At 72.4% G+C, this 15,950-nt stretch carries 15 protein-coding genes; 6 read left to right on the top strand and 9 right to left on the bottom strand.

Translation table 11 applies throughout. The features are described 5' to 3' along the window. Nucleotides 1-42 precede the first annotated feature (42 nt). Complete coding sequence (lon, locus tag V5O40_RS16170; protein WP_332906202.1) at nucleotides 43-2,379, bottom strand: endopeptidase La; 2,337 nt, start codon at nucleotides 2,377-2,379, stop codon at nucleotides 43-45. A 276-nt stretch (nucleotides 2,380-2,655) separates the two neighbouring features. Here lon and V5O40_RS16165 point away from each other — a divergent pair, with 276 nt between their 5' ends. Next, complete coding sequence (locus tag V5O40_RS16165; RefSeq protein WP_164447337.1) at nucleotides 2,656-3,003, top strand: histone-like nucleoid-structuring protein Lsr2; 348 nt, start codon at nucleotides 2,656-2,658, stop codon at nucleotides 3,001-3,003. Nucleotides 3,004-3,139: 136 nt separating this feature from the next. Here V5O40_RS16165 and V5O40_RS16160 read toward each other — a convergent pair whose 3' ends face one another. After that, entirely contained in the window at nucleotides 3,140-4,234 is a 1,095-nt protein-coding gene (locus tag V5O40_RS16160; protein ID WP_408631890.1) for a hypothetical protein, read from the bottom strand. 442 nt (nucleotides 4,235-4,676) lie between these two features. Continuing rightward, complete coding sequence (locus V5O40_RS16155) at nucleotides 4,677-5,555, bottom strand: PDDEXK family nuclease (RefSeq protein WP_332906200.1); 879 nt, start codon at nucleotides 5,553-5,555, stop codon at nucleotides 4,677-4,679. Between the two features lie 196 nt (nucleotides 5,556-5,751). On the opposite strand from V5O40_RS16155, the gene V5O40_RS16150 reads away from it, so the two are divergent. From V5O40_RS16150 to V5O40_RS16140, 3 genes are all read left to right on the top strand, one after another. Beyond that, nucleotides 5,752-6,477, top strand: a complete 726-nt coding sequence (locus tag V5O40_RS16150) for a helical backbone metal receptor (protein ID WP_332906199.1) — start codon at nucleotides 5,752-5,754, stop codon at nucleotides 6,475-6,477. Between the two features lie 171 nt (nucleotides 6,478-6,648). Further along, the gene (locus tag V5O40_RS16145; protein ID WP_408631891.1) at nucleotides 6,649-7,209 is read left to right on the top strand and encodes a hypothetical protein; all 561 of its coding nucleotides are present in this window, start codon (nucleotides 6,649-6,651) and stop codon (nucleotides 7,207-7,209) included. Nucleotides 7,210-7,373: 164 nt separating this feature from the next. Continuing rightward, nucleotides 7,374-7,754, top strand: a complete 381-nt coding sequence (locus V5O40_RS16140) for an FKBP-type peptidyl-prolyl cis-trans isomerase (protein ID WP_332906197.1) — start codon at nucleotides 7,374-7,376, stop codon at nucleotides 7,752-7,754. Between the two features lie 94 nt (nucleotides 7,755-7,848). Here the strand turns inward: V5O40_RS16140 and V5O40_RS16135 are convergent, their stop codons facing one another. The 5 genes from V5O40_RS16135 to pdhA form a co-directional block, all read right to left on the bottom strand. Continuing rightward, nucleotides 7,849-8,199: an STAS domain-containing protein gene (locus V5O40_RS16135; RefSeq protein WP_332906196.1), complete on the bottom strand. Its 351-nt coding sequence runs from the start codon at nucleotides 8,197-8,199 to the stop codon at nucleotides 7,849-7,851. A gap of 179 nt (nucleotides 8,200-8,378) precedes the next feature. Next, nucleotides 8,379-9,638, bottom strand: a complete 1,260-nt coding sequence (locus tag V5O40_RS16130) for a L,D-transpeptidase (RefSeq protein WP_332906195.1) — start codon at nucleotides 9,636-9,638, stop codon at nucleotides 8,379-8,381. 289 nt (nucleotides 9,639-9,927) lie between these two features. After that, a complete protein-coding gene (locus V5O40_RS16125) occupies nucleotides 9,928-11,349 on the bottom strand; it encodes a dihydrolipoamide acetyltransferase family protein (protein WP_332906194.1) in 1,422 nt (473 codons plus the stop codon). After that, nucleotides 11,346-12,362, bottom strand: a complete 1,017-nt coding sequence (locus V5O40_RS16120) for an alpha-ketoacid dehydrogenase subunit beta (protein WP_281580839.1) — start codon at nucleotides 12,360-12,362, stop codon at nucleotides 11,346-11,348. The genes V5O40_RS16125 and V5O40_RS16120 overlap by 4 nt, the downstream gene beginning before the upstream one ends. After that, nucleotides 12,362-13,528, bottom strand: coding sequence for a pyruvate dehydrogenase (acetyl-transferring) E1 component subunit alpha (pdhA, locus tag V5O40_RS16115; protein ID WP_332906193.1), 1,167 nt, complete (start codon nucleotides 13,526-13,528; stop codon nucleotides 12,362-12,364). Before pdhA ends, V5O40_RS16120 begins: the two co-directional genes overlap by 1 nt. Before the next feature lie 104 nt (nucleotides 13,529-13,632). Here pdhA and V5O40_RS16110 point away from each other — a divergent pair, with 104 nt between their 5' ends. Next, a complete protein-coding gene (locus tag V5O40_RS16110; protein WP_332906192.1) occupies nucleotides 13,633-14,139 on the top strand; it encodes an Lrp/AsnC family transcriptional regulator in 507 nt (168 codons plus the stop codon). A 5-nt stretch (nucleotides 14,140-14,144) separates the two neighbouring features. Here V5O40_RS16110 and V5O40_RS16105 read toward each other — a convergent pair whose 3' ends face one another. Further along, complete coding sequence (locus V5O40_RS16105) at nucleotides 14,145-15,116, bottom strand: DNA polymerase domain-containing protein (protein ID WP_332906191.1); 972 nt, start codon at nucleotides 15,114-15,116, stop codon at nucleotides 14,145-14,147. Between the two features lie 176 nt (nucleotides 15,117-15,292). Between V5O40_RS16105 and V5O40_RS16100 the strand changes: the two genes are divergently transcribed. After that, the gene (locus V5O40_RS16100) at nucleotides 15,293-15,793 is read left to right on the top strand and encodes a hemerythrin domain-containing protein (RefSeq protein WP_332906190.1); all 501 of its coding nucleotides are present in this window, start codon (nucleotides 15,293-15,295) and stop codon (nucleotides 15,791-15,793) included. Nucleotides 15,794-15,950 lie beyond the last annotated feature (157 nt).

Below are 15,950 nucleotides of genomic sequence, written 5' to 3'. Positions count from 1 at the left end.
CGTGACGCGCCCCCGGTCGGGTGACCGGGGGCGCGAGCACGGTCAGGCGGCCGTCACGCGCTGCCCGCCCAGCGACGCCGGGTCGATCTCGGCCGGGCGCAGCGCCAGGGCGAGGACGTCGGCGACGTCGGCCAGGGTGTGCACGGTCAGCGCCTCGCGCACCTCGGTGGGCAGGTCGTCCAGGTCCGGCTCGTTGCGGGCCGGGATGATCACCTCGGTCAGCCCGGCCCGGTGGGCGGCGAGCAGCTTCTGCTTCACGCCGCCGATGGGCAGCACCCGGCCGGAGAGGGTCACCTCGCCCGTCATTCCGAACTCGGGGCGTACCGGCCGGCCGCTGGCCAGCGACGCTAGCGCGGTCACCATGGTGATGCCGGCGCTGGGGCCGTCCTTGGGCACCGCGCCCGCCGGGACGTGCAGGTGGATCCGCCGTCCGGCGAGGGCGTTCGGGTCCAGGCCGAGGCGGCGGCCGTTGGCGCGCAGGTAGGACAGGGCGATGTGCGCCGACTCCTTCATCACGTCGCCGAGCTGACCGGTGAGGGTCAGCCCCGGCTCACCCTCCATGCTCGTCGCCTCGATGAACAACACATCTCCCCCGGCGCCGGTGACCGCCAGTCCGGTGGCCACGCCCGGTGTCGCGGTGCGTTCCGCCGACTCCGGCGTGTGCTTCGGCCGGCCCAGGTAGCGGACCAGGTCGTCGGCGGCGACGCGGACCGGCGTCGGGTCGTCGGCCAGGGCCACGGCCACTTTCCGCATGATCTTCGCCAGGGCCCGCTCCAGCTGCCGTACGCCGGCCTCGCGGGTGTACTCCCCGGCAACGCGGGCCAACGCCTCGGCGTCCACGTCGACCTCGTCGGCGGTCAGCCCGGCCCGCTCCCGCTGGCGCGGCAGCAGGTGGTCGCGGGCGATGGCCACCTTCTCGTCCTCGGTGTACCCGTCCAGGGTGACCAGTTCCATCCGGTCCAGCAGCGGGCCGGGGATGGCCTCCACCACGTTGGCGGTGGCCAGGAACAGCACATCGGACAGGTCGAGGTCGACCTCCAGGTAGTGGTCCCGGAAGGTGTGGTTCTGCGCCGGGTCGAGCACCTCCAGCAGGGCCGCCGCCGGGTCGCCGGCGTACCCCACGGAGACCTTGTCCACCTCGTCGAGCAGCACCACCGGGTTCATCGAGCCCGCCTCACGCAGCGCCCGCACGATCCGGCCGGGCAGCGCGCCCACGTAGGTGCGGCGGTGTCCCCGGATCTCCGCCTCGTCCCGGGTCCCGCCGAGGGAGACCCGGACGAACGTCCGGCCGAGTGCCCGGGCGACCGACTCGCCGAGGCTGGTCTTGCCGACGCCGGGCGGGCCGGCGAGGGCCAGCACGGCACCGGAGCCACGACCGCCGACCACCCCGAGGTCGCGCTCGGCCCGCCGGTTGCGCACCGCCAGGTACTCCAGGATGCGGTCCTTGACGTCGGCCAGGCCGGCGTGGTCGGCGTCGAGCACGGCCCGCGCCGCGGCCAGGTCCGTGTTGTCCTCGGTACGCGTGCTCCACGGCATCTCCAGCACCGTGTCCAGCCAGGTACGGATCCAACCCGCCTCCGGGGAGGCGTCGCTGGCCCGTTCCAGCTTGCCGACCTCGCGCAGCGCCGCCTCGCGTACCTTCTCGGGCAGGTCGGCGGCCTCGACGCGGGTCCGGTAGTCGGCGGAACCGTCCGGGGCGTCCTCGCCGAGTTCCTTGCGGATCGCGGCGAGCTGCTGCCGCAGCAGGAACTCCCGCTGCGACTTCTCCAGCCCCTCGCGGACGTCGGAGTTGATCTGCTCGGTGACCTCCTGTTCGGCCAGGTGGTCCTTGACCCAGCCGACGAGCAGTTCCAGCCGGGCCGTCACGTCCGGCGCGGCCAGCAGTTCGGTCTTCTGCCCCGGGCTGAGCCAGGGGGCGTAACCGGCCGAGTCGGCCAGTTCGGAGAGGTCGGTCATCCGTTCCATCGCGTCGATGACCTGCCACGCGCCCCGCTGCTGGAGCACGGAGGTCATCAACGCGCGGTACTCGCGGGCCAGCTCGCGGGCCCGACCAGCGGGGGCGGGTTCGTCGATCTCGGTCGCCTCGACCCACAGCGCGGCGCCGGGGCCGGGCACACCCGAGCCGATGCGGGCACGGGACAGACCACGGATGACCGCGGCGGGTTCGCCGCTGGGCAGCCGCCCCACCTTCTCGATCGTGGCGATCGCGCCGACGGAGCCGTACTCGCCGTCCAGGCGGGGCACGGCGAGCAGCCGGCGGTCGCCGGTGGCCCGGGCCGCGTCGACCGCGGCCTGGGTGGTCGGGTCGAGGGTCACCGGGATGACCATGCCGGGCAGCAGCACGGCGTCGGTCAGTGGAAGTACCGGAAGAGTTGCCATCGAACACCTGCTATCGCGTTGGGTTGAGCGTGTCTGGCTCAAGTCACGGCGGGCCCAGGTTGTTCCTCGGTGTGACCCGGCACACGGCCCGCCGGCCGCCGCGGCGGCGTCGACCGGCCGCCGCGACGGGCCGTGCCCACGCGGAGCAGATCCGAAATCGGGGATTCCGATGCCGCGCAAAACGCGAACCGCCGCCGGAAGCGCTTTTGTTGCGCAATTGGCGGACGATCAGTCAAACTTTGAGCACACCCCGCCAGACACAGGGAGTAATCCACGATGGCCAAACAAGTAATCACGGTGCTGACCGACGACCTCGACGGCGGAAAGGCCGACCGCACGGTCGAGTTCAGCCTGGATGGCGTGGCATACACCATCGACGTTTCCGACGAGAACGCGGGCGTCCTGCGCAAGGCGCTGGATCCGTTTATCAATGCCGGCCGGCGGCTCGGCCGTGGCGCCGCCGACACGGGCCGTAACCCACGTCGTACCATCGGTTCAGGCACCCCCGGAATGAACCGCGAGCAGAACCGCGCCGTCCGCGAATGGGCGATCCAGAACGGCTACAAGATTTCCGAGCGGGGTCGCATCCCGGTCGAGGTGACCGAGGCGTACAAGAACCGCTGAGCAGCGAGAATACCGCTCGGAACGGTTTGGGTCGGGTATGTCGCGGCCCGGGGCCGGGTTACCACAGGTTTGCTCGGCTTTCCGGCATGTGACGGGGCCGCCCGGAATTCCGGGCGGCCCCGCCGCGTGTTCGCTGTCAGTTGACCTGGATACGCACCGCGTCGAAGGCGGGCGTCTGGTTGGCCCGCTCCGACATCGGGATGCGGTGCGAACCGTCACCGGCCCAGACCGCGCACTGTGCGATACCGGAGTCCGGCAGGCCCGGGATCTGGATGGTCACCTGGTCCGGCTCGGCCCCGCCGCCACCGTCCTCGGTGGCGACGAAGAAGGCCGGCACCGGCTCCGGCGCGGGCGCCTCGTCGGTGTTGTTCAGCATCCGGCAGGCGGTGTGGAAGTGGCCACGGGTCAGGCCCTGCCCGTTGAGCAGCGAGCTCTCCAGGTAGTAGCCGCCCTGCCCGGCCGGCAGGAACCGGTCCCGAACGAGGTTGCGGGTGCTGACCTGGATCGAGAAGCCCTCGTTGCGGTTGATCTCCTGCGGGAAGTCGGTGATCAGCAGCGACGGGTTGTTGGCCGCGGCACCGACCTCGCCGAAGGCGGTGCTGATGCAGCGGTTGCCGTTCTGGAAACCGTCGTGCGCCTGAAGCTGGCTGTTGTCACAGTTGTTCGCCAGCACATCCAGGCCGTTGTTGTTGCCACCGCCGTTGTCGCCGCCGTTGTTGCCACCGCCGTTGTTGCCACCGTTGTTGCCGCCGTTGTTGTTGTCGACCGGCTGCACCTGGCAGGTGGCGAGGTTGCCGAGGCCGCGCGGCCGGGGGCCGAAGCGGTCGATGGCGATCGTGATCCGGCCGAGGGTCGCCCGACGCTTGCTGGCCAGCGGGTTGAGGATGGCGTTACGGATGAACCCCTCGCCCCTGTCGCCCTCCCTGGCGAGCCGCTCGTCGGCCTCGGTGATCTGGGTCTGCAACGCGTTCAGGTTGCGGTCGACCTCGGCGCGGGCCCGGTCGGGCACCTGCGGCAGTCGGCTGACCACGTCCGGGCAGGCCACCGCGAGGGCGCCGGTGGTCGCGTCATCGGTGCCGTCGCGGGTCTCCTGGCACTCCTCGACGGTCTGCTGCCCGTCGCCCCAGTGGTTGACCACCCAGCGGCCGTTCTGCCAGGTGCGGGTCGTGGTGGCACCGCGAGCCGGCGGCGCGGTGGCGCCGGGGCTGGGCGCGACGCATTCGGCCGCCACCGGTCGCTGCTGCTGGTTTGACCGTCGGTCACCGGCCGACGAGATCTGGGTCACGGCGACGACGCCGCCGAAGACAGCGAGCGTGGCGCCAACGGCCAGAAGTCGCTTGGTCCGCGCGTTACCGGTTGGTCGGCGCGACCGGGTTGACCTGCGCATCGAATTGCTCTCCTTCTCGATCCGGTTCCTGATTCGTGACTCGACGGACCGAACGGAATCTTGGTGGCACGCTCGACGGTGACCGCCTGAACGTGCCGGTGGCACGTCGACGAACGACGATGCCCTTTCCGCACCGTCTCCCGCGCCTGCCGGTGCGGGTTGGGGAGTTCCTGTCCATTCGCGGTGAGGTACGGGCCCGCTCCGACGGCGGTTCAAAGGCCGCGGAATTTTTTTCGATGTTTCTTTCCGCGCCCGGCTGGTCACCGTCCGCCCAGCCCGGCACCGTTCAGGATGCGGTCACCGCGGGCAGCAGATGGTCGTAGGCGAAGTCACCCACGAGTTCGTCACGGCGGTCCCGTAGCCGCCGGATGTCGGCGAGCAGATCCTCGCGGGGCAGCAACGGCGGCTCGTCCGCCTCGACCGTCCGCAACCGCTCCCCGACCGCGAGGACGGCCAGGTCCTCGGCGAACCGGGACGGCTCGACGCCGCAGGAGAGCCCGTACGCCTGCACAGTCACCCGTTCCACAAGCAGTTGGCCCGGACGCACCTCGGCCCAGCTCCAACCCTCGGCCGGACCTCGCGTCCAGTGCACGTGCAGCCCGCGCAGGATGGGGTCGGCCAGTCGGCGCGCCACGTACGCCTGCACCGCCTCCACGCGGGCGAGCGCGCCGAGGTCGTTGACCGCGCCTTCGCGCCCGTCGGGTAGTCGGCCCACGATGTCCCGGAATCCGACGGCCACCACGTCCGAGCCGGCGGCACCGGCGGCGTACCGGCGGGCGTCGACGAGGTACGCGACGATCCGTGGCCCGTGTCCGGCGGTACGCAGGGTGGTGGAGACGATCCGCAGCAGCGGCAGCCCGGTAGCGGCGGCGACGGCTTCCGTGGTCCGCGCGGCCCGCCTGGCGGTGGCGTCGGTCGACGGAGCGTGGAACTCGACGGCGAACTCGGGCCGTCCGGTCGCCGCCGTGCAGACCACGTGGTCGAACAGCGTCCGGCTGGCGGTGTTCCACTGGCTGGCCGTGAGACCCGGTGGGCGCCGCCGGACGATCTCACCCAGGCGCAGGCCGGCGTGCACCCGCTGCTCCCCCCGGACCAGCACGGGGCCGCGGCCCGCGTTCTCCGGCACCGGGGCCAGCTCGTGGTCACCGTCCATCGTGGTACCCATGAGTCCTTCCCAACCTCTCCTGGCGGGCCGGCGGCGGCCGCGGAACCGCGGCGCGCGACCGGCTCGACAAGGGTCTCCTCCCGCCGGCCGACCGAGTCTAGGATGACGATCATGCCGGCGGCTCCCCCGGCGGGCCGCCGGTGACCGGACGATGGTCGACGGCGGCCACCCGGCGGCCGGGCCGAGGAGGTGGACGGTGCGGGTGGTGTCCCTGGTGCCGTCGCTGACCGAGGCGGTGGCGACGACCCTGCCCGGGCTGCTGGTCGGCGCCACCGACTGGTGCACCCATCCGACGGACCTGGACGTACCACGGGTCGGCGGCACCAAGTACCCGGACCTGGATCGGGTCCGTTCGCTGCGCCCCGACCTGGTCCTGCTCAACGTCGAGGAGAACCGGCGCGCGGACGCCGACGCCCTGGCCGCGGCGGGCGTACCGGTCCGGGTGACCTATCCGCGCACCGTGGACGGTGCGCTGGCCGAGCTGGCCGAACTGCTGCGCGCTCTGGGCTGCGTAGGGCAACCGCGGTGGCTGACCCGGGCTCGTGCCGAGTGGGCCGCGCTCCCGGCGACCCCGGTGCTCCGACGCGCGGTGGTCCCGGTCTGGCGGCGTCCCTGGGTGGTGCTCGGCGCCGACACGTTCGCCGGGGATGTGCTGCGGCGGCTCGGCATCGCCAACGCGTACGCCGACCAGCCGCAGCGGTATCCGCGGCCGAGCCTGCCGCAGCTGCGGGACCAGGCACCCGAGCTCGTCGTGTTGCCGGACGAGCCGTACCGCTTCACCCGCGACGACGGGCCCGAGGCGTTCTCCGGGATTCCCTGCGCCCTGGTGTCCGGCCGGCACCTGACCTGGTACGGACCCTCGTTGGCCGAAGCTCCCGCCCGGTTGGCCGCGCAACTGGCCGACCTGCACGTCGCCCACTGACCGGGCGGGCGTCCCGGTGGCGGCCGGTCCCGGTCACCGGTCCCGACGAACAGGGGTCGAAGGTCCCGGCCGGTAACGGCCCGCCGGCCCTGATCGCCACCTGCCCTTCCCACGTCCAATGGAAGTGCCACCGGGACACGCGGTGCGAAGCAGAGAAGGGACGTGGACATGATGACCGCGATGATCGAGCGGAACACCGCCGCCGAGACCCCGGTGGCCGAGACCAGCCAGGACCAGAACCTCCGTACCCGGGCCGCCCGCTGGCTGCTCGCCGGGCTCCGCCTGGCGCTCGGCTGGGTCTTCCTCTGGGCCTTCCTGGACAAGGTGTTCGGCCTGGGCTTCGCCACCGAGACGAAGAACGCCTGGATCAACGGGGGCAGCCCGACCAAGGGCTTCCTCAGCTTCGGTGCCGCCGGCCCGTTCCAGGGCTTCTACAACAGCATCGCCGGAGCCGCCTGGGCCGACTGGCTCTTCATGATCGGCTTGGCCGCCATCGGCACGGCACTGCTGCTCGGCATCGGGGTGCGCGTCGCCGCGGCGACCGGTGGCCTGTTGCTGGTGCTGATGTGGACGGCCGTCCTGCCGCCGGAGAACAACCCCTTCATGGACGACCACCTCGTCTACGCCGGCGTGCTGGCCCTGATCGCGGTGACCAACGCCGGTGACACCTGGGGGCTGGGTCGCACCTGGGCGCGGTTGCCGATCGTCAAGCGGTTCGGCTGGCTCCGCTGACCCTGATCACCTCCCCGAGGCGGGCGTCACCCACCGGTGGCGCCCGCCGACACCGTGTCCGTCCGGTCCGGCCGCCGGCGGTCCGCGTCGGTGCACGTCGCGCACCGGGCCGGAGCATCCGGCAGGATGGTGCTGACCGGAACCGACGCACCAGGAGAATCCGCATGAACCAGGCAGCGAGCAAGCCCGAGATCGGCCCGATCGAGGGCGCCCCGCCGGCCGACCTCGTGATCGAGGACATCACCGTGGGCGAGGGCCCGGAGGCCCAGCCCGGGCAGGTGGCCCGGGTGCACTACGTCGGGGTGTCCCACTCCACCGGCGCGGAGTTCGACGCCTCCTGGAACCGGGGCGAGCCGTTCGACTTCCCGCTCGGTGGTGGACGGGTCATCGCCGGCTGGGACCAGGGCGTGGTGGGGATGCGCGTCGGCGGTCGTCGCCGGTTGACCATCCCGCCGCACCTCGGGTACGGCAGCCGGGGCGCCGGCGGCGTCATCAAGCCGAACGAGACGCTGGTCTTCGTGGTCGACCTGCTCGGCGTCCGCTGACAGCACGCGTCCGGCGCCGGCCCCGTGCCCGGCGCCGGACGCCCGCTACCCAGCTACCGGCATGCCGGCACCGGCGGCTGGGCGGCGTCGAGCCTCACGCCGCGGCGAGCACCCGCTCCGGCGTGCCCTCGACGACCGGGATGACCCGCCCCAGGCCGGTGGCCCGCAGCACCCGCTCCACCATCGGTGGCGGGTCGACCAGCACCAGGTTGCCGCCCTGCGACCGCACCCAGAGCCGGGCCGCGACAAGGGTGCGGACCCCGGCCGCGGAGAGCAGCCGGACCTCGGAGAGATCCACCCGCAGCTCGGTGCGGGCGGGGGCCGCCCAGAGCGCGGCGCGGAACGCCGCGACCGTGGCGATGTCGATCACACCGACCACGCGAACGCACACCGCGTCGTCGGACACGGTCGTCTCGACGTGGAACCGCTCCTCGCGCTCTCGCATACGACGAACCTATCCCCCACCACCGACACTTCCACCCTGCTGAGCGGCGGTTCCGGGTAAGCCCAGGGCATGACCCGCAGGCCGACCGGCTCCACCCTAGGGACGAACCCCGGCCCGGGTGACCAGCCGCGAGCAGACGCCGGGCCGACCCACGGCGGGCGGCCCGGCGTACGCCTCGGTCAGCCGCCGCTCGCCGACGGTTGCGGCTCGGGCGAGCCTCCGGCGACCGCCCCCGGGTCCGGCGCCTGGGTGGGCGTGGGCCGCAGGCCGGCGGGCACCGGCAGCGCGCTGCCCCTGGCGAACTGCTCCCAGCTGACGTTCCATGCCGTCCAGCCGTTGCCCTCGTTGAGTGAGACCTCGGTGCCCTTGACGGTGACCAGGTCACCGACCTGGGTGACACCCATCAGCCAGTCCGCGTTCGCGGCCGACAGGTTGGTGCAGCCGTGCGACACGTTCGTGTAGCCCTGATCCCCCTCCGACCAGGGTGCGCCGTGGATGAACTCGCCGCCCCAGGTGAGCCGCTGCGCGTCCTCGACGTCGACCACGTACGGGTCGGCCGAGCCCCGGGTGTCGAACGTGGTGAAGTCGTGCTTCTCCATGATCACCATCTTGCCGCTGGAGGTCGGTGTGCTCGGCTTGCCGAGACTGACCGGCAGCCGGCGCAGCAACTTGCCGTCGCGGATCACCGACATCTGCTTGGTCGCGTTGTCGATCTCCAACTCGACCTGCCGACCGATCTTCGAGGTGGCCCGCCGGTCGGCGTCACCGACGCTGTCCTTGCCGATCGGCAGGCCCTCCAGCGCCGAGCGAACCTTGATCGTCGTACCCGGCCGCCAGAAATCGGGCGCCCGGTAGTAGACCTGGCTGCCGTCGGACACCCAGGACCAGGTGCCCGGCTGCGGCGGATCGGTTTTCACGAACAAACGGCGCTGCACATCCGCCCGCGCCTCTTCGGGAATTGGCGGGTCGAAGGCGACGGTAACCGGCATAGCCGTTCCGTACGTCCGGTCACCGGCGAAATACAAAGTGCTGACGATGGCTGGTTTGGATGATTTGGGCTGGGTCGTGAACGTCGTCCGGCGGGTGACGGACTTTCCGGAGTCGCCGGTCGCGGTGACCTCCGCGGTGTACGTCCGCTTCGGCTCCAGTGTCCGGCTCGGCACCCAGCCGCTACCGTCCTCCCGGGGCTCCGCCGCGACCGCCGTGCCCTTGTCGTCGGTGATCCGCACGGCGGTGACCCGCCCGTGCTTGACCACGGTGCCGATCTCCCCGGTGACCGGCACGTCGCGGGTGCCCTCGGCCGGCGTCACGGACAGCTCCGGGTTTGCTCGCGCCTCGGCTGGCTGCCCGGTCCTGCGGTCGCCGGTGCACGCGCCAAGCGCCAGCGGTGCCGCCGCGACACTCACCGCCAACAGCGTCAGTCGCCGCCTAAACATCATGATGCGTCCCCCCGTTGTCGCCGCTTCCTCCGCACATTCTCGCCAGCTCGGCACCGACGTTTCCGTGGTTTCGACCAAGAGCGGGAAACATTGCCTGGAGAGGCTTTTCCGTAATCGCACCGGGGGGAACGGAAAATGCCAACGACGACGTTTCGGGCGAAACTCGGCCGACTGTGGCGCGATGTCCGCCGCCGTACCACTGATCCGGCCGGACGCGTCCGCACCCGGACGGCGGTCGATCGAGGGCGCGCCGTCCCGGGTGGGACGGGCCCTCGATCGACCTGAGCCGTCAGACCGCCGCGATCAGCAACCCGGGTTGCTCGACGCAGTCCGCCACGTGCCGCAGGAATCCGCCGGCCACGCCGCCGTCGCAGACCCGGTGGTCGAAGGTGAGACTCAGCTGCGTCACCTTGCGGACCGCGAGCTGCCCGTCGACCACCCACGGCTTGTCCACGATGCGGCCGATGCCGAGCAACGCCGCCTCCGGGTGGTTGATGATCGGGGTCGAGCCGTCGACGCCGAACACCCCGTAGTTGTTGAGCGTGAAGGTTCCTCCGGTGAGCCGGGCCGGCGGCAGGTCGCCCGCCCGAGCCGCCGCGGTGGTGGCGGCGAGTTCGGCGGCCAGTTCGGTGGTGGTGAGCCGTTCGGCGTCCCGCAGCACCGGCACCACCAGGCCCCGGTCGGTCTGGGCGGCGATGCCCAGGTGCACCCCGGCGGACTGGACGATGCGCTGCCCCTCGGTGTCCACCCGTGCGTTGAGCTGGGGGTAGCGACGCAGCCCGGACAGACAGATCCGGGCGAGCAGGGCCAGGATGCTCACCGGTCGGTCCGGGCGGGCGGCGTTGATCGCGGCCCGGGTCTGGAGCAGGGCGGTCGCGTCGGCGTCGACCCAGATGGTCACCTCGGGGATCTCCCGCCGGCTGCGCGACAGCTTGTCCGCGATGGTGCGCCGGATTCCGGTCAACGGGACGACCAGGTCCTCGGCACCGGGCCGGGCCGCGCCGGCCGGCGCCGGGTGGTGTTCCGCCGACGTCGCCGGCAGCTCCGACGCCGCGGTCAGCGGTGCACCCACAACGGCTGGCGCGGTGACCGCACCGGCCGCCGCCGCCACGTCGGCCCGCCGGATGACGCCGCCGGGGCCGCTGCCGCGCACCGACGCCAGGTCCACCCCATGCTCCCGGGCCAACCGCCGCACGATCGGCGAGATGACCAGGGGCGGGGCCGCTCCGGACGGGTCCGGCTGCGGACCGGCCGCCGCCGGTGGCAGGCCGGGACCGGACTGCCGTGCCGCCGGCGCGGGCGGGGCCGCCGAAGCGTCAGGTACGCCGGCCGCGAGCCGTGGTCGCCTACGCCGGCGGGAACCGCCGTGCCCGGTGCCGTACCCGATCAGCACGTTGCCGGAGCCGGCCCGCTCCTCCTCGCGGTAGACCGCGTGCCCGGACGGCTCGCCACCGTCGGCGCGACCGCTCACCGGCGCGGCGACGGTGATCAGGGGTTGACCCACCGGGCGTACCTCACCCTCGGCGCCGTGCAGGGCGACGACCCGACCGGCGTACGGGCAGGGCACGTCGACGACGGCCTTGGCGGTCTCCACCTCGACCACGGTCTGGTCCACGGTGACCACGTCACCGACCGCTACCCGCCACTGCACGATCTCCGCCTCGGCGAGACCCTCACCGAGGTCGGGCAGCAGGAAAACCTTCTCGGTCATGCCGCGCCGCCCTCGGTCAGCCAGCGCCGGTCGGGCTGGTCGTCCCACTGCAACCGGGCCACCGCGTCCAGCACCCGGTCGACCGACGGGAGGTGGGTGTGCTCCAGCATCGGCGCCGGATACGGGATGTCCAGCCCGGAGACCCGCAGCACCGGGGCGTGCAGCGCGTGGAAGCAGCGCTCCTGCACCCGGGCGGCGATCTCCGCGCCGACTCCGGCGAAGCCCTGCGCCTCCTGCACCACCACGCACCGCCCGGTGCGGCGTACCGAGGCGGCGACGGTGGCGTCGTCGAACGGCACGATGGTGCGCACGTCGACCACCTCCAGGTCCCATCCCTCGTCCCGGGCGGCCTCGGCGGCCTCCAGCGCGACCGGCACCGCCGGGCCGTACGCGACAAGCGTGGCGTCGTGTCCGGCCCGCCGCACGACCGCCCGGCCGAACGGCTCGGTCCGGGTCGGCAGCGCGGTCTCGGCGCCGGCGAAGTAGAGCTTTTTCGGCTCCATGAACACCACCGGGTCGGGGTCGTCGATCGCCTCCCGCAGCAGCGAGTACGCGTCGTCGACGGTGGCCGGGGTGACCACCTTCAGGCCGGGGGTGTGCGCGTAGTACGCCTCCGAGGAGTCGCAGTGGTGTTCCACGCCGCCGATCCCACCGGCGTAGGGCACCCGGATCACCATCGGCACGCTCAACGCGCCGCGGGTGCGGTTGCGCAGCTTCGCCACGTGCGAGGCGATCTGCTCGAACGCCGGGTACGCGAACGCGTCGAACTGCATCTCGACCACCGGCCGCAGCCCCGACATGGCCAGCCCGACGGCGAACCCGACGATGCCGGCCTCGGCCAGTGGGGTGTCGAAGCAGCGTTTGTCGCCGAAGCGGGCCTGCAGTCCGTCGGTGATCCGGAAGACCCCGCCGAGCTGCCCGACGTCCTCGCCGAAGACCAGCACCCGCTCGTCGTCGAGCATCGCGTCGGCGAGCGCGGCGTTGAGCGCCTTCGCCATGGTCATGGTGGCCATCAGGCGTCCTCCTCCGTCGCCGCGGCCAGCTCGGCGCGCACCTGCTCCCGCTGTTCCACGAGCTGTGGGGTGGGTTCGGCGTAGACGTGGTCGAAGAGGCTGAGCGGGTCGACCGGGGGTTGGGCGTTCATCCGCTCCCGCAGGTCGGCCGCGTACGTCTCGGCCTGCTCGGCGATCTCGGCGACCGCCGCGTCGTCGAGCACGTCCCGGCCGCGCAGGTAGGCCTCCAACCGGGCCAGCGGATCGCGGTCGCGCCACGCCTCCACCTCGTCGGTGTCGCGGTAGCGCGAGGCGTCGTCGGCGTTGGTGTGCGGCTCCATCCGGTAGGTGTGCGCCTCGACCAGGAACGGTCCCTTGCCGGCGCGCGCGTGCGCGACCGCCCGGGTGAGCACGGCGAGCACGGCCACCGGGTCGTTGCCGTCGACCTGCTCGCTGGGTACGCCGTAGCCGACCCCCTTGTAGGCCAGCGACGGGGCGGCGGTCTGCCGGGACAGCGGGACGCTGATGGCGTACCTGTTGTTCTGCACGAAGTACACGACGGGCGCCTTGAACACGGCGGCGAAGTTGACCCCCTCGTGGAAGTCGCCCTCGCTGGTGGCGCCGTCACCGATGTAGACCAGGGCCACCGTGTCACGCCCCTGGTACGACTCCCCGTAGGCCAGACCGGCGGCGTGCACGCACTGGGTGGCCAGCGGCGTGCACTGGGGTGCGGTGCGCCGCAGCGCGGGGTCGTACCCGCAGTGCCAGTCGCCGCGCAGCAGCGTCAACACCTCGACCGGGTCGATGCCGCGGGCGGTCAGCGCCATCGACTCCCGGTAGGTGGGGAAGACCCAGTCGTCGTCGCGCAGCGCCAGGACGCCGCCGACCTGGCAGGCCTCCTGGCCCCGGGAGGACGGGTAGACGGCCAGCCGACCCTGCTTGGTCAGCGCGGTGGCCTGGGCGTCGAAGCGCCGGCCGACGACCATCCGCCGGTACATCTCGCGCAGCGCCTCGACGGGTGGTTCGGGATAGTCCGCGCGGGCCGGCAGCAGGGTGCCGTCCGGGTCGAGCAGCCGGACCGGTTCGGTCTCGGGCAGCAGGCCGGCGGCGGGGTCGGGCGCGGTCGGGGTCGCCGGCCGCCGCTTGCGCGGAGATGCCCTGCGGGCCGCCTGGGGGGTGGTGGTCACGGCGGAACCTCCTGGACGAGTGGTGGCCCTATGCTCCTGCTGTCGGATGATTGACTCAAGATGGCCAGTGAACGCGGGATGGATGGCACCCAGAGGAGGGTTCGATGAGCCAGGAGACCGCCGACGAGGCGGACCGACGGGTCGGAACGGGACGTTCGGCCGTCGCCCTCGACGAGGTCGACCGGCGCATCCTCGACGAGCTGACCCGGGACGGTCGGCTCTCCATCCGGACGCTCGCCGAACGGGTGCACGTCTCGCGCACCAACGCGTACGCGCGGGTGGAGCGGCTGCTGCGCGACGGCGTGATCACCGGGTTCGCCGCCCGGGTCGCCCCGGAACCGGCCGGCCTGGGCACCTCGGCGTACATCGCGTTGACGATCAGGCAGAACACCTGGCGGGAGGTGTCGGCGGAGCTGGCCCGGGTGCGCTACGTCGAACACGTGGCGCTGCTCAGCGGCGAGCACGACGTGCTCGCCCTGGTCCGGGCGCCGGACAACGCCACGCTGCGCGACGTGGTGCTGGACCGGGTGCAGCGCATCTCCGGAGTGCTCGCCACCCGCAGCTGGCTGGTCTTCGAGGAGTACGACGGGACGCGCAGCCCCTGGGAATGACCCGCTCAGCGTTCGGGCGGGGACTCCAGGCCCTCCCGGTCGGCCAACTCCAGCAGAGGTTCCAGCGAGAAGCGCCGCTCGTCCAGGCCCGCGTGCGGGTCGCCGCGGTCGGCGAACCGACCCGGCATGGTGGTCACGTCGAAGTCCTCCGGTCGGACGTCGTCCAGCTCCGTCCAGTCCAGTGGTGCGGAGACCAGCGCGGCCGGGGTCGGCCGGATCGAGTACGCCGAGGTCATGGTGTGGTCGCGGGCCATCTGGTTGTAGTCGACGAAGACCGGCCGGTCCCGCTGCTCACGCCACCAGGTGGTGGTGACCAGGTCCGGCCGGCGCCGCTGCATCTCCCGACCGAGGGCCAGCACCGCCCGGCGGCAGTCGCCGAAGCTCCACCTCGGCTCGATCGGGACGTAGACGTGCAGCCCCCGCCCGCCGGTGGTCTTCGGATAGCCGGTCAGCCCCAGTTCGTCGAGGAAGGCGCGCACCTCGTGGGCCACCGGCACCACCTGGTCGAACCCGACACCGGGCAGCGGGTCGAGGTCGATCCGCAGCTGATCCGGCCGCTCCACGTCCGCCCTGGTCACCGGCCACGGATGGAAGCGCAGCGTACCCAGGTTGACCGCCCAGATCACCACGGCCAGCTCCCCCGGAGCGACCTCGTCGGCGGTGCGTCCGCTGGGGAAGGTGATGTGCGCGGTGCCCACCCAGTCGGGCGCGCCGGCCGGCACCCGCTTCTGGTAGAACGCGTCACCCCGGTTGTCCTGCCGGGTGGCGATGGTCGCGCCCTCGAACACGCCGCGCGGCCACCGCTCGAGCATGGTCGGCCGGTCCCGCAGCGCACGCAGGATGCCGTCGCCGACCGCGAGGAAGTAGCGCACCACGTCGAGCTTGGTCAGCCCCCGCTCGGGAAAGTACGGCTTGTCCGGGCTGCTGACGCGGACCGTCCGCCGCCCCACCTGGATCGCCTCCGCCGCCGTGGCCACACCTGAGAGGGTACGACGCGACACCCGGCCCGGCGGGCCACCGCCGCACGCCGGGCCGCGGCGACTCCCCCACCCGTGGTCGGCGGCAGCGGCAGACATCAGCCTGACCCGCAGTTTCCGCCGGTTCCGGCCGGGTAGGAGGGCAGACCTCGAAGTGATCCGAGGAGGTCTGCCACATGTCCACCGATGCCATCGTGCTGCTCAAAGAGGACCACCAGGAGATGCGCCGGCTGTTCAAGGAGTTCCAGGCCAGCGAGGACGCACCGGCCAGCAAGCGCGGGAAGCTGGTGAAGCAGATCCTCGAGGCGCTCACCGTGCACACCTGGCTGGAGAACGAGATCATGTACCCGGAGGTCCGCGAGCGGCTGCCGGAGCTGGAGGACCACATCCTGGAGTCGTACGAGGAGCACCACGTCGCCGACGTGCTCTGCTTCGAGCTGTCCTCGATGCAGCCCGACGACGAACACTTCAACGCCAAGACGACGGTCCTCATCGAGAACGTCCTGCACCACGTCGAGGAGGAGGAGCAGGAGTGGTTCCCGAAGGTGCGCGAGTCGATGGGGCGCAAGGAGTTGCAGGAGATGGGGCAGCGGATGATCGACCGCCGTCCGGAGGCGCCCCGGAGCCCGACGGCGCCCAAGGCGCTGAAGAAGTCGCTGGACGCGATGCGGGCCTGACCATCCGCGTCCGGTGAGGGCCGGCGCACCCGGTCACCACGCCGTGGGCGGTACCCCCCCCGGGGGGGGGGGGGGGGGGGGGGGCCCCCGCCGCCGGGGGGCGCCCCCGCCGCCCCCCCCCCGCCGGCCCCCCCCACCCCCCCCCCCCCGCCACCCC

Origin of the sequence: Micromonospora palythoicola, assembly GCF_036689795.1 — a bacterium.
Classification (GTDB): Bacteria; Actinomycetota; Actinomycetes; order Mycobacteriales; family Micromonosporaceae; genus Micromonospora; species Micromonospora palythoicola.
The sequence above is the reverse complement of the archived record's forward strand: the minus strand, read 5'-3'. Positions and strand labels throughout refer to the sequence as shown.

Excerpts from the sequence above, each read along its gene's own strand:
- V5O40_RS16135 (WP_332906196.1), bottom strand. The coding sequence starts at position 8,199 with ATGCGAGAGCGCGAGGAGCGGTTCCACGTCGAGACGACCGTGTCCGAC.
- V5O40_RS16100 (WP_332906190.1), top strand. The coding sequence starts at position 15,293 with ATGTCCACCGATGCCATCGTGCTGCTCAAAGAGGACCACCAGGAGATG.
- V5O40_RS16140 (WP_332906197.1), top strand. The coding sequence starts at position 7,374 with ATGAACCAGGCAGCGAGCAAGCCCGAGATCGGCCCGATCGAGGGCGCC.
- V5O40_RS16155 (WP_332906200.1), bottom strand. The coding sequence starts at position 5,555 with ATGGGTACCACGATGGACGGTGACCACGAGCTGGCCCCGGTGCCGGAG.
- V5O40_RS16110 (WP_332906192.1), top strand. The coding sequence starts at position 13,633 with ATGAGCCAGGAGACCGCCGACGAGGCGGACCGACGGGTCGGAACGGGA.
- V5O40_RS16145 (WP_408631891.1), top strand. The coding sequence starts at position 6,649 with ATGACCGCGATGATCGAGCGGAACACCGCCGCCGAGACCCCGGTGGCC.
- V5O40_RS16125 (WP_332906194.1), bottom strand. The coding sequence starts at position 11,349 with ATGACCGAGAAGGTTTTCCTGCTGCCCGACCTCGGTGAGGGTCTCGCC.
- lon (WP_332906202.1), bottom strand. The coding sequence starts at position 2,379 with ATGGCAACTCTTCCGGTACTTCCACTGACCGACGCCGTGCTGCTGCCC.
- V5O40_RS16165 (WP_164447337.1), top strand. The coding sequence starts at position 2,656 with ATGGCCAAACAAGTAATCACGGTGCTGACCGACGACCTCGACGGCGGA.
- V5O40_RS16130 (WP_332906195.1), bottom strand. The coding sequence starts at position 9,638 with ATGATGTTTAGGCGGCGACTGACGCTGTTGGCGGTGAGTGTCGCGGCG.
- V5O40_RS16120 (WP_281580839.1), bottom strand. The coding sequence starts at position 12,362 with ATGGCCACCATGACCATGGCGAAGGCGCTCAACGCCGCGCTCGCCGAC.